Origin of the sequence: Ralstonia sp. Ralssp110 (assembly GCF_047325135.1) — a bacterium.
GTDB classification, from domain to species: Bacteria; Pseudomonadota; Gammaproteobacteria; order Burkholderiales; family Burkholderiaceae; genus Ralstonia; species Ralstonia mojiangensis.
Genome location: NZ_CP168609.1, coordinates 1,366,904 through 1,380,985, shown reverse-complemented (window position 1 = coordinate 1,380,985; position 14,082 = coordinate 1,366,904). Strand labels below are relative to the sequence as shown.

Sequence of the window (14,082 nt, the reverse complement as noted above, 5' to 3'; positions counted from 1 at the left end):
AACGTCACATCCATAAGAATCAAGGGGTTACGTCGCTTCGCACGGGTGGCCCGCTTCCTGCTCTTTTAGGCCGTTCTTTCTGGAGCCCTCATGAGCACAACCCAACGAAAACCCGCCAGCGCCGGCGCTAAATTCCGTGCCGCCGTGGCTGAATCCCAACCGCTGCAAGTGGTGGGCGCCATCACCGCCTACGCTGCCAAGATGGCCGAGCAGACCGGCTTCAAAGCCGTGTACCTGTCGGGCGGCGGCGTGGCTGCCAACTCGCTGGGCATTCCGGATCTGGGCATCAGCACGATGGAAGACGTGCTGATCGACGCCCGCCGCATCACCGATGCCGTACAGATTCCGCTGATGGTCGACATCGACACGGGCTGGGGCGGCGCCTTCAACATCGCACGTACCATTCGTTCGTTCATCAAGGCCGGTGTGGCCGCCGTGCACCTCGAAGACCAGGTCGGCCAGAAGCGCTGCGGCCATCGCCCGGGCAAGGAAGTCGTTTCCACCGACGAGATGGTCGACCGCGTGAAGGCCGCCGTGGATGCCCGCACCGATGATGATTTCGTCATCATGGCCCGCACCGACGCAGCCGCCTCCGAAGGCATCGACGCTGCCATCGAGCGCGCCGTCGCGTACGTGGAAGCGGGCGCCGACATGATCTTTCCAGAGGCGATGAAGACGCTGGACGACTACCGCCGCTTCAAGGCCGCCGTGAAGGTGCCCATCCTGGCCAACCTGACCGAGTTCGGCAGCACACCGCTCTTTACCACCGACGAACTGCGCAGCGCCAACGTGGATATCGCGCTGTACTGCTGCGGCGCCTATCGTGCGATGAACGCAGCGGCGCTCAACTTCTATCAGACCGTGATGCGTGACGGCACGCAGAAGGCAGCCGTGGAAACCATGCAGTCGCGCGCCGATCTGTACCAATATCTCGGCTACCACGCGTACGAAGACAAGCTCGACGCGCTGTTTGCCGCACAGAAATAACGCCTCCGCATCCAAACCAATTCAACGCATCCAAGGAGACCACACCATGAGCGAAGCCGATAACAGCACGCCGAACGCTGGCGCTTTCAAGCCGAAGAAATCCGTGGCGCTGTCGGGCGTCACCGCCGGCAACACCGCGCTGTGTACCGTTGGCCGCACTGGCAATGACCTGCACTACCGCGGCTACGACATCCTCGACCTGGCCGGCGCGTGCGAGTTTGAAGAAGTCGCCCACCTGCTGGTGCACGGCAAGCTGCCCAACAAGGCTGAGCTGGCTGCCTACAAGACCAAGCTGAAGGCGCTGCGCGGCCTGCCCGCCAACGTGAAGGCCGCCCTGGAGTGGGTGCCCGCCTCCGCCCACCCGATGGACGTGATGCGCACGGGTGTGTCGGTGCTGGGCACCGTGCTGCCCGAGAAGGACGACCACGCCACCCCCGGTGCACGCGACATCGCCGACCGCCTGATGGCATCGCTCGGCTCGATGCTGCTGTATTGGTATCACTACAGCCACAACGGCAAGCGCATCGAAGTGGAAACGGACGACGACTCCATCGGCGGCCACTTCCTGCACCTGCTGCACGGTGTGGAGCCGCCGAAGTCGTGGGTTGACGCCATGCACGTCTCGCTCAACCTGTATGCCGAGCACGAGTTCAACGCATCGACGTTTACCGGCCGCGTGATTGCCGGCACGGGCTCGGACATCTACTCGGCCATCACCGGCGCGATCGGCGCGCTGCGCGGCCCGAAGCACGGCGGCGCCAATGAAGTCGCCTTCGAAATCCAGAAACGCTACGACACGCCGGACGAGGCCGAAGCCGACATCCGCCGCCGCGTGGAGGCCAAGGAAGTCGTGATCGGTTTCGGCCACCCGGTGTACACCGTGTCAGACCCGCGCAATAAGGTCATCAAGGAAGTGGCGCGCAAGCTGTCGAAGGAAGCCAGCAACACCAAGATGTTCGACATTGCCGAGCGCCTGGAAACCGTGATGTGGGACATCAAGAAGATGTTCCCGAACCTGGACTGGTTCAGCGCCGTGTCGTACCACATGATGGGCGTGCCGACCGCGATGTTCACCCCCCTATTCGTGATCGCGCGTACGTCCGGCTGGGCAGCGCACATCATCGAGCAACGCATCGACAACAAGATCATCCGCCCGAGCGCCAACTACACCGGCCCCGACGACCTGAAGTTCGTACCCATCGGCAAGCGTCCGTAAGAAGTAGGAAAGAAGAAAGGAACGTCAACACAAACCCACCGACGGTGTGGCCGTTGACGTTCCTGCCCTAGATGGCGCCTTGAATTTCTGTAAGCGGGCGGAAAAAAGACGGGAAACTGTCTGAGCGAAGCGAGTTTTTCCCGTCTCCGCCCGGTTACAGAAATTCAAGGGGAAGTCGCCATCTCGGGCGCGCCTTTCTTTTGCTTACTTTTCTTTGGCAAGACAAAGAAAAGTAAGTCAGCCCCGGCAGGGGATGAAACAAGGGATGGACCCACACCATGAACACAGCACACCGCAAACCCCTCCCCGGCACGTCACTCGACTACTTCGACGCGAGAGAAGCCGTCGAAGCCATCCAAGCCGGCGCCTACGACAAGCTCCCGTACACCTCCCGCGTCCTCGCCGAGAATCTGGTACGCCGCTGCGACCCTGCCACGCTCACCGATTCTCTCAAGCAACTCATCGAACGCAAGCGCGACCTGGATTTCCCCTGGTTCCCGGCGCGCGTGGTGTGCCATGACATCCTGGGCCAGACCGCGCTGGTCGATCTCGCCGGCCTGCGCGACGCCATTGCCGACCAGGGCGGCGACCCCGCCAAGGTCAACCCGGTGGTGCCGGTGCAGTTGATCGTCGACCACTCGCTGGCGGTGGAATGCGGTGGCTTCGACCCCGACGCTTTCGCCAAGAACCGCGCCATTGAAGACCGCCGCAACGAAGACCGCTTCCACTTCATCGACTGGACGAAGCTTGCGTTCAAGAACGTAGACGTGATCCCGGCGGGCAACGGCATCATGCACCAGATCAACCTGGAGAAGATGTCGCCCGTCATCCAGGCGCACGACGGCGTGGCCTACCCCGACACCTGCGTCGGCACCGACAGCCACACGCCCCACGTCGACGCACTCGGCGTGATCGCCATCGGCGTGGGCGGCCTGGAAGCCGAGAATGTGATGCTCGGGCGTGCCTCGTGGATGCGCCTGCCGGACATCGTTGGCGTGGAACTGACCGGCCAGCGCCAACCCGGCATCACCGCCACCGACATCGTGCTGGCACTGACCGAATTCCTGCGCAAGCAGAAGGTGGTGGGCGCCTACCTCGAGTTCTACGGCGAAGGCGCATCCAAGCTGACGCTGGGCGACCGCGCCACCATCTCGAACATGGCCCCCGAGTACGGCGCCACCGCCGCCATGTTCTCGATCGACGACAACACGCTCGACTACCTGCGCCTCACCGGCCGCACCGACGAGCAGGTCAAGCTGGTCGAAACGTATGCCAGGACCGCGGGCCTGTGGTCCGACACGCTCAAGAACGCCGAATACGAACGCGTGCTGCGCTTCGACCTGTCGAGCGTGGTGCGCAACATGGCCGGCCCGTCCAACCCGCACGCACGTGTGGCAACGACCGACCTGGCCGCCAAGGGCATCGCCGCCAAGTGGGAAGAAACGCCGGGCCAGATGCCCGATGGCGCGGTCATCATCGCGGCCATCACGAGCTGCACGAACACCAGCAACCCGCGCAACGTGATTGCCGCGGCGCTGCTGGCGCGCAATGCCAATCGCCTGGGCCTGACCCGCAAGCCGTGGGTGAAAAGCTCGCTGGCGCCGGGCTCCAAGGCCGTTGAGCTGTATCTGGAAGAAGCCGGCCTCAAGCACGAACTGGAGAAGCTCGGCTTCGGCATCGTCGCGTTTGCCTGCACCACCTGCAACGGCATGAGCGGCGCGCTGGACCCGAAGATCCAGCAAGAGATCATCGACCGCGACCTGTACGCCACGGCCGTGCTGTCGGGCAACCGCAACTTTGACGGCCGCATTCACCCGTATGCCAAGCAGGCGTTCCTCGCATCGCCGCCGCTGGTGGTGGCCTATGCGATTGCCGGCACCGTGCGTTTCGATATCGAACGCGACAGCTTCGGCACGGATGCCAACGGCAAGCCGATCCTGCTGAAAGACCTGTGGCCGACCGACGAAGAGATCGACGCCATCGTGCGTGCGTCGGTCAAGCCGGAACAGTTCCGCAAGGTGTACATCCCGATGTTCGAGCAGCGCAGCGCGTCGGTTGCCAATGTGAGCCCGCTGTACGAATGGCGCCCGCAGAGCACCTACATCCGCCGCCCGCCATATTGGGAAGGTGCGCTGGCCGGCGAGCGCACGCTCCAGGGCCTGCGCCCGCTGGCCGTGCTGGGCGACAACATCACGACCGATCACCTCTCGCCTTCCAACGCCATTCTGGCCAGCAGTGCTGCGGGTGAATACCTGGCCAAGATGGGCCTGCCGGAAGAGGACTTCAACTCGTACGCCACGCACCGCGGCGACCACCTGACCGCACAACGCGCGACGTTTGCCAACCCGACGCTCATCAACGAGATGGCCGTGGTCGATGGCACCGTGAAGAAGGGATCGCTCACGCGCATCGAGCCGGAAGGCAAGGTCACGCGCATGTGGGAAGCCATCGAAACCTACATGGACCGCAAGCAACCGCTGATCGTGATTGCCGGCGCCGACTACGGCCAGGGCAGCTCGCGCGACTGGGCCGCCAAGGGCGTGCGCCTGGCGGGCGTGGAAGCCATCGTGGCCGAAGGCTTCGAACGCATCCACCGCACGAACCTGATCGGCATGGGCGTGCTGCCGCTGGAGTTCAAGCCGGGCACCACGCGCCTCACGCTCGGCATTGACGGCACCGAAACCTTTGACGTGATCGGCGAGCGCAAACCGCGCGCGGACCTCACGCTCGTCATCCACCGCAAGAACGGCGAACGCGTGGAAGTGCCCGTCACGTGCCGCCTGGACAGCGATGAGGAAGTGTCGATCTACGAAGCCGGCGGCGTGCTGCAGCGCTTTGCGCAGGACTTTTTGGAATCGAACAAGGAGGCGGCATGAGCCATCCCGCTCAAATCAAAATACCCGCCACCTACATCCGTGGCGGCACCAGCAAGGGCGTGTTCTTCCGTCTGCAAGACTTGCCGCTGCCCGCGCAGGAGCCGGGAGCCGCGCGCGATGCGCTGCTGATGCGCGTGATCGGCAGCCCCGACCCGTACGGCAAGCAGATCGACGGCATGGGCGCCGCCACGTCGAGCACCAGCAAAACGGTGATCCTCAGCAAAAGCACGCGCCCGGACCATGACGTGGACTACCTGTTTGGCCAGGTCTCCATCGACAAGCCGTTTGTCGACTGGTCGGGCAACTGCGGCAACCTCTCTGCAGCGGTTGGGCCGTTCGCCATCAGCAATGGGCTGGTCGATGCGAGCCGGGTGCCGCAAAACGGCGTCGCCCTCATCCGCATCTGGCAGGCCAACATCGGCAAGACCATCATCGCGCACGTGCCCATCACCAACGGCGCGGTGCAGGAGACGGGCGACTTTGAACTCGACGGCGTGACGTTTCCGGCGGCGGAAGTGCAGCTCGAATTCCTCGATCCCGCAGCCGAGGAAGACGGTGACGGCGGCGGCGCGATGTTCCCCACCGGCAACCTCGTCGACGACCTGGATGTGCCCGGCGTGGGCACGCTCAAGGCGACGATGATCAACGCGGGCATCCCGACGATCTTCATCAACGCAGAGGCCATCGGCTACACCGGCGCCGAGCTGCAGGACGCCATCAACGGCGATGCGAAAGCGCTGGCGATGTTCGAGACCATTCGCGCGCACGGCGCGGTGCGCATGGGCCTGATCAAGAGCATCGATGAAGCCGCCACACGACAGCACACGCCCAAGGTGGCATTCGTTGCGCCGCCAAGGGACTATGTTGCGTCGAGCGGCAAGAAGGTCGGCGCGGGCGATGTGGATCTGCTCGTGCGCGCGCTGTCGATGGGCAAGCTGCACCACGCCATGATGGGCACGGCAGCGGTCGCCATCGGCACGGCAGCGGCCATTCCGGGCACGCTCGTCAACCTGGCAGCCGGTGGCGGAGAACGTGGTGCGGCGCCTAATGCTGTGCGATTTGGGCATCCGTCCGGCACGCTGCGCGTGGGCGCGGAGGCCAAGCTCGTTGACGGCGAATGGACGGTCACCAAGGCCATCATGAGCCGCAGCGCGCGCGTGTTGATGGAAGGCTGGGTGCGCGTGCCGGGCTGACCCGCCGACGGCGCACGCAAAGCAAAACCGCCGCATCCGGCTGACGGCTGGATGCGGCGGTTTCTTTTTTTCTCGCGAAACTCAGCTTGCGCCGGTGTTCTTCATGCCGAGCACCTCGATCGGTGCAATCTCAGGCGGTGAGGCCAGCAACTCGGCCGCATTCGCCATGAGCGCCTTGGCAATCGGGCCGTCGAGATGCGTCTGGCGATCCTGCTCGCTGGCAAAGGCGTCGAAGATGCCGAATACGTTGGGCGCAATGCGCAGCGCAAACCAGATTGGCGTGGTGGCTTCCTGGTTGGCCATTTGCAGGCCGGCCGAAAGAAAATCGGCCACTGCCTGCTCCTTGCCCGGTTTGGCAATGAGCCGGGCAAATAATGCGTGCTTGATCATTTCGGTCTCCTGATACCGCGCTGAAGGGGCATGCGCGGTCAGGCGTACTGTATGCCGAAAGCGGCGGGCCGCCTCATACGAACACGCGTACGAGCCGTTCCGCACGCAACGGGAACGGCTCGATGACGGGTCATGCGCTCAATGGTGCAGCGCCCCGCCCACGGTGGTCAGTGCGCCACCCACAGCACCTGTGACGGGCGCAAGCGGCGTCGTCGCCCCCGTGGACGTGAGCGACGTGCCGACGCTGGTGACGAGCGAACCAACCGGCGCCGTCGCGCCCGTAGCCGACGTGCCGCCGCCGGTCGCACCGCCCAAAGCACCCGTCACCGCACCAAGCGGATTGCTGCCGCCCGTGGCGCCGCCCAGCGCGCCGGTAATCGGCCCCAGCGGATTTGCCGAAGTCGCCCCGCCCGGCGTGGAGGTCACGCCGCCCAACGCGGCCACCGTGTTGCCCGTGGCCGTCACCACACCACCCAGGCCGGACACGACTGGCGCGTTCGTCGCAGTCAGCGAGGTACCCACATTCGCCACCCCGTCGCCCACGGTCTGCAGCAGATTGGTTGCCGGAGCGCCCAGGCCTGTTGTGTTACCCAGCGTCTGCGTGGCGGTGGTCACCTGCGAGGTCAGCGGCACCACAGCAGAACTGACCTGCTGCGTGACCTGCTCCACCGGCCCGGTCGACAAGGCCGTGCCGAGCGTGCCGCCCGCGCCCGCCACCGCCTGCCCAACCTGCGAGACCGCGCCGCCCACCGGTGACGTGACCGGCGACAGCGGCTGCAGCGGTCCTGTGCCCAGACTGCTCACAAGGCCACCTGTTGCGTCGACGGTGTTCCCGACCTGCGTCACCACGTTGCCGGTGCTCGATACCGTGGTGCCGATCGGGTTCGGGTTGGTGCCGATGCTGCCCAGGCCGGACTGCACGCCCGTGCCGAGGGCCGACACTGTGTTGCCTACGTTGTCGACCACATTGCCCAGCGCCGATGCGCCTGGCAGATTGCTCCCGCCGATGGTCGAACCGAGCCCGCTGACGGCACCGCCCGTGGCCGTCAGTACGCCGCCGCTCTTGTTCGCCACTTCGCCGGTGGGCGTGGTGGATGCGGTGGTGGTCGTGCCGCCCGAGCCGTTGGAACCGGAGCCACCACCGTTGTTGGCGGAGCTGCCGTCGCTGCCGGACGTACCGCTCATGTCGCCCGAGCCGGAGCTGGCACAACCGCCCAGCACAAGCAGGCCGACCAAGGCCGCCGAAACCAGGGTCCCTCGTTGCAATGTCTTCATGTCTGCCTCCCGTTTAAAAATGCGCTTGATAATGCGCACTTTTGCCTGATTCGATACTTTATCGGTGCGCCATCCGAATCACTCGATAACGCGTTCAAATTCAGTCTATTAACCGAGTCGATGGCAATTGCAAACATTGTCAAACGCCGGCAACGCCCGTCATCACGCCAACCGGACCCAGGACATCACCACCAGACGAAGTGCCACCGTGGCGCAAACGTTCACCCTCCGACAAGCTTTCGGGATTATGTTTGGAGGGAACACTCAAAATTACCCAAAATGGGTTAAACCTCCAGACGCACGTTATCTGGTGGCCGTCCGCACAAATGGCAGGCGTGGCATGCGTAGCCCTGGAGCGCGCTGTGGCACCGACGCATCAAAGTGATGGCGCTCGATCACGATGCCGCGCGCCGGCGCCCCCTCGATGAAGTGCTCGACCATCTCGCGCACGTCGGGGTCGATGTAATCCGCTCGGGCGCCGTCGACGATGAGCGTGGCGTGGTCCGGCACCTGTGCCAGATAGCGCTTGAGTGGCACCTTGCCCATGAACGACACGTCCTTGCGGAACGACAGCAGGAAGTGGTCGTGATGGCGCGCCATGACAATCGTGCGGCGCAGGTTGGCGCGGATCGCCAGCGCGATGCTCAGCGCAATGCCGATCACGATGCCAATCAGCAAGTCCGTCAGCAGCACCCCGACGATGGTGGCGATGAAGGGTGCAAAGCGATCCCACCCCTGCCGCGCCACCGCCAGGAACAGCGACGGCTTGGCCAGCTTGTAGCCGGTGAAGATCAGGATGGTGGCCAGGCACGCCAGCGGAATCAGATTGACGATGGCGGTGAGCGCAAACACGCTCGCCAGCAGCAGCACGCCATGCACGACGGCCGACCAGCGGCTCTGCGCGCCGGCGTGCACGTTGGCCGAGCTGCGCACGATGACGGAGGTGATGGGAAGCCCGCCCAGCAGGCCCGCCACCAAATTGCCCACGCCTTGCGCCTTCAGCTCGCGATCCGGCGATGCGGCACGTTTCTTTGGGTCGATCTGCTCGACGGCCTCCAGGCACAGCAGCGTCTCGAGACTGGCGACGATGGCCAGCGCCATCGCTACGCGCCAGACATCCGGATTGCCCAGAGCCCCGAGCGTGGGCGACTCAAGCGCATCGAGAAACGCCCCGAACGACGCGAGCGACGGCAGACCAACACGATGCTCAGCCGGCACTGCAATGCCCGGTGCCACCACCTCAAGGAGCAAGGTCACGCCAATGCCGAGTGCCACCACAACAAGCGGCGAAGGCAGCGCGCGGACCAGCATGAATCGTCGCAGCATCGGCGTATCCCAGCCGATGAGCACGGCGGCGGAGAGCAGCGTCACCAGCATCGCCGTGACCGAGAACGCGCCAAACGGTGTGGCGAGCGTGCCGGCGCCGGCAGCGGCATCTCCGCTTGCCATCCCAAGCGCGAGCGGCACCTGCTTGATGATCAGCAGCAGCCCGATCGCCGCGAGCATGCCCTTGATGACGGACGACGGTACATATGCCGCAAAGCGACCGGCGCGGAGCATGCCGAACACAAACTGCAGTGCGCCCGCCAGCGCCACGGCCACCAGAAATGCCGGGAAACCGCCCAGCTTGGCAATGCCGTCCACGACGATCACGACGAGGCCCGCCGCCGGGCCGCTCACGCTCAGTTGCGAGCCGCTGAGCAGCGCGACCACCAGGCCACCGATCATGCCGGAGAGCAGCCCGGCAAGCGGGTCAACGCCCGATGCATTGGCAATACCCAGGCACAGCGGCAGGGCGACAAAGAACACGATGACCCCGGCGAGCATGTCGCGCGGGAAGAAAGCCGGTGAGGTTGGTGTCTGCATGGTTGTTGGAGTTGTATGAACTGCGCACGCGCGAACGCCTGCCTGCGGGCGGGGGCACCGCCGGCATGCGTGAGGAGAGAAAACGTCGGGAAACGGCAGCAGCCACAAACGCCGCCGCCGATCGGGTTAAGCGATGGCCTCGGCGGGCACCAGGATGTCGCCGCGGGTGGCGTGTTCCGCATCCGGATCGCCCGAAGCCAGCACGCGGATGTGTCCATCGGCCAGGCCGAATATCCAGCCGTGCACGTGCGGCGGGCGTTCTGCCTCGCGCACGATAGGGCTCTCGCGCAGGCAGCGCACCTGCTCGAGCACGTTGAGTTCGGCCAGTCGATTGACGCGTGCATCCAGATCGGACACGGCATCGAGTTCTGTACGGTGGCGGCCGGCCAGCGCGCACAGCGGCGCAATGCGGCGCGCGACGTGCGGCAAACCGTCGGGCGGTGGCAGCAACGACGCGCGCACGCCACCACAACCGTCATGCCCGCACACGATCACGTGCGCGACCTTGAGCACGCGCACCGCATATTCCAGCACGCTCATCGTGTTGTCGTCCGCCGGGCAAACAAGATTGGCGATATTGCGATGGACGAATAAATCGCCCGGGTTGGAATGTGTAATGGTTTCAGCGGGCACGCGGCTATCTGCACAGCCGATCCATAACACCTGGGGTTGTTGGCCTTGGGCCAAACGCGAAAAGAATCCGGGATCCCGTGCGGCAGTTTCATGCGCCCACGCGACATTCTCGACAAGCATGCGTTTCGGTCGATGCATTGGTATGGCTCCTGCGGAATCTGCGAGACCGCTGCAGGCCGAAACCCCAGTTGGGCGGGTGTTCTCGGCAACATTGCAGTGCAGCGGAAACGTTACGAAAACCATCGTATGAGAAAGGTTCCCGCTGTGCCAGTGAAGGTATCGACGCCAAATCGGATCAAATATGCACCGATAATGCGCACGCCCTGCGTAACTGTGTCGCACCCATTATCTGCAATCGGGAAACTGCGTGCAGTTATTGCATTGCCCGAGTTATCTATCCGAAATATTTAAACCCTGGATCGGAAAATATTCCATCACAGGTGAATGACTCGCGCGCTGGATCAACCGCGCGGGCGCCCGCATTTGGGGCACGTTTTCTAAGCCGATCAACAGCTTGCGCGTTAACCCAGGCGAACTTGCGCAACCGCTTCGCGCCATTGCGTGAACCGCTGGGCACGCGCTTGCGCATCGCCATCCTCGCGTCCGTAGCGCAGGGCAACGTAGCCGGCGGCTGCATTGCGCAACGCCTGCGCCGCGTGCGGAAACTGCGCGGCGGCACGCTCGGCATACGCCATCGGGCCCTCTGCCGGGCCCCGCGTGCAACCATGTCGCGCCAGCCGGTCACACAACCGCTGCCACAGGGCCTGCACCGGGTCAGGTTTGGGCTTGCGTTGCTGCCAGAGGAGCGGCAGCGCAGCGAGCAGGAACAAACCCGACACACCCCACAGCACCGCGCGAGGGTCTGCTGCATCCAGCCCCAGCCACGCGAACAGGCGCGCTTGGCGGCTGCGGTCGTAGCCAAGCACCCAACTGTTCCAGCCGCTGATGAGGCCATCGAGCCCCCAGCGCACGCTGCGCAGCCAGCCAGGTTCTTCTGCACGGCGCGAGCGGAATTCACTGGCGGGCACGGCGGCGGCCAGGCCACGTTCGACACGTTGCGGCGCGACGGCGGCGGTTGGGTCCACACGCACCCAGCCGCGTTCGTCGAGCCACACCTCAGCCCAGGCGTGTGCATCGGACTGGCGCACGATGATGTCGCCGCTCATGGCGTTCACCTCGCCGCCGAGGTAGCCCACCACCACACGCGCCGGCACGCCTGCCGCGCGCATCAAAAAGACGAAGCTGCCCGCGTAGTGCTCGCAGAAGCCACGGTGCGTGCGGAAAAGAAAATCGTCGATCTGCTGATCCTGCAGCGGTTCCGGTTCAAGCGTGTAGGCAAACGGTGCGCGGCCAAACAGCTTGAGCGCCGCCGATACGCGCTCAGGCGGCGGCAGCTCTGCCCATTGCGCTGCCAGCGCACGCGCTTGGCCGTTGCCCGCCGGCAACGCCAGCGCCATCTGCTGCGTAAGTGGGTCGAGCGGGCGAGCGTCGTCCGCGCGATTGCGCTCTGGCAGCCGCGAGCGCGCGTGATACCGCACGCGCTGCTCGAGCGGTTGCGTGCTGATGAATTCGCCGTCGATGCTGCGGCCGGTGCCGTCTCGCGCCTCGATCGACTGGCCGCGATCAAGCGCAAACAGCCAGCGCTGGCGCGTCGGTTCCAGTGTGATGTTGTAATCGAATACGCCCGGCGCGCCGCTAATTGCGTCCGCAGAATTGGGTACGCTTTCCGCTGCGGGACGTTGCCGCATCGACGCGGCCGTCCACGTCTGGCCATCGAAACGCCACAGCACCATGCCGCGCCAGTAGAGCGTATCGAGCGGTGGCGGCACGCCGGCAAAATCGACGCGGAAGGCCAGATCGTCGGAGAGGATCAACTGGCCGACGGAGCCGGGCGCCATGCGGTCGGACAGGCCGCTGACGGCGGTGTCGGCGGTTTGCGGCAGGCGCCACAGCGGATGATCCAGCCGCGGAAACAACAGGAACAGCACCGCCGCGCACGGCAACCCCATGAGCACCAAACGCGCCAGCACACGCGCGGGGGATACGCGCACACGCGCCTGCGGATGCAGCAGCAACAGCCAATTGCGCAACAGCAGCGCCACGGTCGCCAGCATGGTGGCGGCCAGCCAGGGCGGCTGGTCGAACAGCCCCTGCGAGAGCAGCAGAAAACAGCACAACTGCGTGACGAGCACGCCGTTGCGCACGGTGTGCGATTCCATCAGCTTGAGCACGAGAAACGCGCCAAGCAGCGCGACCGACAAGTCCCGCCCGATGTTTCCGCCGGTGCGCATGGCGAGTGCCAGCGTCACGATAAGCGTGGCCACGCCCGTCAGCCCCAGCAGCCACTTGCCGGGCAACGGCGCGCGCCGCACCCACAGCAGCGCGCGCCAGAGCAGCAGCACGCCGAACACAGCGCACGTCACCAGCGGCAGCGCACGCAGCAGCGGCGCGAGCACGACGGCAAGCTGTGCGATCAGCCAGCCATGTTCGCGGTGCGTCAGGGCCCGGGCCGAGCCGAAGGCGGCCGCTTCGGTGCCGATGGTGGCAGTGGTCATGTGGCTTCGCCTTCCGCTTCCGGCATCGCAGGCTTACCCCACAACGCTAATGCACGCAGACATGCGTCCCGATGCGCAACACCCCGCGCCGGGCCAATGACAGTGCCCGGCAGGCTCAGCGTGTATTCGGGTTCATCGCCGGCGGGGGCGTGCTCGGCGGCCAGCACCCAGGCGCACAGGCGCGACAGGCGTTGTTCCACGTTCATCGAGGGCGGCAGCGCTTCCCACGCGAGCACACATTGCGCGTGGCGCACTTGCTGGCCGGTGCGGCTCATCCACGTGTCGAGCCGCGCGCTGTGCTTCCAGGCAATGCTGCGCAGTGCGTCGCCGGGGCGGTAGGTGCGCAGTTGGTCTGCGGCTTCTTCGACATGGGTGCGGGCGGCGCGCGTGTCGTCTTCTTCGCCAGGTTCGGGGGCAAAGCTGGCGGGCAGCGGCGGCGCGGAGGGTTCCGGTGCCGGATAGACGAGCAATGTCAGCGGCGCATCGGCGTAGCTCCACGCGCGAAACAGGCCGAGCGGGAAACGCGTCGACACCGTCAGGCGCGGCAACTTGAACCAACCGCGCGGCTGATCGGCGAAAGACAACGCGGCCACGATGGCGTCCTGCGCGTCGAGCGAGGTTTCCACGGCAGCGGCTTGCGCGGCGCTCACATCCACACCCACACGCGCCCATGGTGTGACATTGGCCAATGCCACGCCAACATTCAACGCATGCCCGGCAAACACGGCATCGCCCGCCGCGCCGCGTACTTCCAGATCAACGAGGTTGCGATGTGTTTGCCACATGGCGGACGCTGCCACGCCGGCCAGCACGAAGGTCAGCAGAAAGCCCAGGCTGACGTTGTAGTTGAGCGAGGTGAGCAGCATCACTAACAGCAGCAGCGCAAAGCCGGCACCGGCTGCGGTGGGCAGGATGTAGACGTGGTTGCGGTCCAGGCGGATGCGGCCTTCGCGCGGCGTGCGCGGCCGTTGCAGAAAGCGTTGCACACGCGCCCGTGCAAAGCGCACGCCGGGCAGCATCGCCAGGCCCGCACCGAGCAGACGCAATGGCGCGAGCAGCAGAGAACGCAATCGCGCCATGGCGCTGCCTAC

Annotated in this window: 10 protein-coding genes; 4 read left to right on the top strand and 6 right to left on the bottom strand. The window is 65.2% G+C overall.

What is annotated here, in order from left to right:
- The first annotated feature begins 90 nt into the window (after positions 1-90).
- From prpB to prpF, 4 genes are all read left to right on the top strand, one after another.
- Positions 91-987: a methylisocitrate lyase gene (gene prpB, locus ACEN9T_RS06810; protein ID WP_092974694.1), complete on the top strand. Its 897-nt coding sequence runs from the start codon at positions 91-93 to the stop codon at positions 985-987.
- 46 nt (positions 988-1,033) lie between these two features.
- On the top strand, positions 1,034-2,203 hold the full coding sequence (gene prpC / locus ACEN9T_RS06805) for a 2-methylcitrate synthase (protein WP_092974691.1): 1,170 nt from the start codon (positions 1,034-1,036) through the stop codon (positions 2,201-2,203).
- A 278-nt stretch (positions 2,204-2,481) separates the two neighbouring features.
- Positions 2,482-5,079: a Fe/S-dependent 2-methylisocitrate dehydratase AcnD gene (gene acnD / locus ACEN9T_RS06800; RefSeq protein ID WP_413705876.1), complete on the top strand. Its 2,598-nt coding sequence runs from the start codon at positions 2,482-2,484 to the stop codon at positions 5,077-5,079.
- Positions 5,076-6,272: a 2-methylaconitate cis-trans isomerase PrpF gene (prpF, locus tag ACEN9T_RS06795; protein WP_413705875.1), complete on the top strand. Its 1,197-nt coding sequence runs from the start codon at positions 5,076-5,078 to the stop codon at positions 6,270-6,272. Before acnD ends, prpF begins: the two co-directional genes overlap by 4 nt.
- An 81-nt stretch (positions 6,273-6,353) precedes the next feature.
- On the opposite strand, the gene ACEN9T_RS06790 is transcribed toward prpF, so the two are convergent.
- The 6 genes from ACEN9T_RS06790 to ACEN9T_RS06765 form a co-directional block, all read right to left on the bottom strand.
- Positions 6,354-6,662 carry a putative quinol monooxygenase gene (locus ACEN9T_RS06790; RefSeq protein ID WP_092974682.1) on the bottom strand — a complete coding sequence of 103 codons (309 nt, stop codon included), beginning with the start codon at positions 6,660-6,662 and terminating at the stop codon, positions 6,354-6,356.
- 138 nt (positions 6,663-6,800) lie between these two features.
- Positions 6,801-7,937 carry a collagen-like triple helix repeat-containing protein gene (locus tag ACEN9T_RS06785; protein ID WP_413705874.1) on the bottom strand — a complete coding sequence of 379 codons (1,137 nt, stop codon included), beginning with the start codon at positions 7,935-7,937 and terminating at the stop codon, positions 6,801-6,803.
- Positions 7,938-8,240: 303 nt separating this feature from the next.
- On the bottom strand, positions 8,241-9,803 hold the full coding sequence (locus ACEN9T_RS06780) for a SulP family inorganic anion transporter (RefSeq protein ID WP_413705873.1): 1,563 nt from the start codon (positions 9,801-9,803) through the stop codon (positions 8,241-8,243).
- Between the two features lie 126 nt (positions 9,804-9,929).
- Complete coding sequence (locus ACEN9T_RS06775) at positions 9,930-10,574, bottom strand: carbonic anhydrase (protein ID WP_413705872.1); 645 nt, start codon at positions 10,572-10,574, stop codon at positions 9,930-9,932.
- A gap of 383 nt (positions 10,575-10,957) precedes the next feature.
- Positions 10,958-12,991: a DUF3488 and DUF4129 domain-containing transglutaminase family protein gene (locus ACEN9T_RS06770; protein ID WP_413705871.1), complete on the bottom strand. Its 2,034-nt coding sequence runs from the start codon at positions 12,989-12,991 to the stop codon at positions 10,958-10,960.
- On the bottom strand, positions 12,988-14,070 hold the full coding sequence (locus tag ACEN9T_RS06765) for a DUF58 domain-containing protein (protein WP_092974667.1): 1,083 nt from the start codon (positions 14,068-14,070) through the stop codon (positions 12,988-12,990). The genes ACEN9T_RS06770 and ACEN9T_RS06765 overlap by 4 nt, the downstream gene beginning before the upstream one ends.
- Between the last annotated feature and the right edge of the window lie 12 nt (positions 14,071-14,082).

Excerpts from the sequence above, each read along its gene's own strand:
- prpB (WP_092974694.1), top strand. The coding sequence starts at position 91 with ATGAGCACAACCCAACGAAAACCCGCCAGCGCCGGCGCTAAATTCCGT.
- prpC (WP_092974691.1), top strand. The coding sequence starts at position 1,034 with ATGAGCGAAGCCGATAACAGCACGCCGAACGCTGGCGCTTTCAAGCCG.
- acnD (WP_413705876.1), top strand. The coding sequence starts at position 2,482 with ATGAACACAGCACACCGCAAACCCCTCCCCGGCACGTCACTCGACTAC.
- prpF (WP_413705875.1), top strand. The coding sequence starts at position 5,076 with ATGAGCCATCCCGCTCAAATCAAAATACCCGCCACCTACATCCGTGGC.
- ACEN9T_RS06790 (WP_092974682.1), bottom strand. The coding sequence starts at position 6,662 with ATGATCAAGCACGCATTATTTGCCCGGCTCATTGCCAAACCGGGCAAG.
- ACEN9T_RS06785 (WP_413705874.1), bottom strand. The coding sequence starts at position 7,937 with ATGAAGACATTGCAACGAGGGACCCTGGTTTCGGCGGCCTTGGTCGGC.
- ACEN9T_RS06780 (WP_413705873.1), bottom strand. The coding sequence starts at position 9,803 with ATGCAGACACCAACCTCACCGGCTTTCTTCCCGCGCGACATGCTCGCC.
- ACEN9T_RS06775 (WP_413705872.1), bottom strand. The coding sequence starts at position 10,574 with ATGCATCGACCGAAACGCATGCTTGTCGAGAATGTCGCGTGGGCGCAT.
- ACEN9T_RS06770 (WP_413705871.1), bottom strand. The coding sequence starts at position 12,991 with ATGACCACTGCCACCATCGGCACCGAAGCGGCCGCCTTCGGCTCGGCC.
- ACEN9T_RS06765 (WP_092974667.1), bottom strand. The coding sequence starts at position 14,070 with ATGGCGCGATTGCGTTCTCTGCTGCTCGCGCCATTGCGTCTGCTCGGT.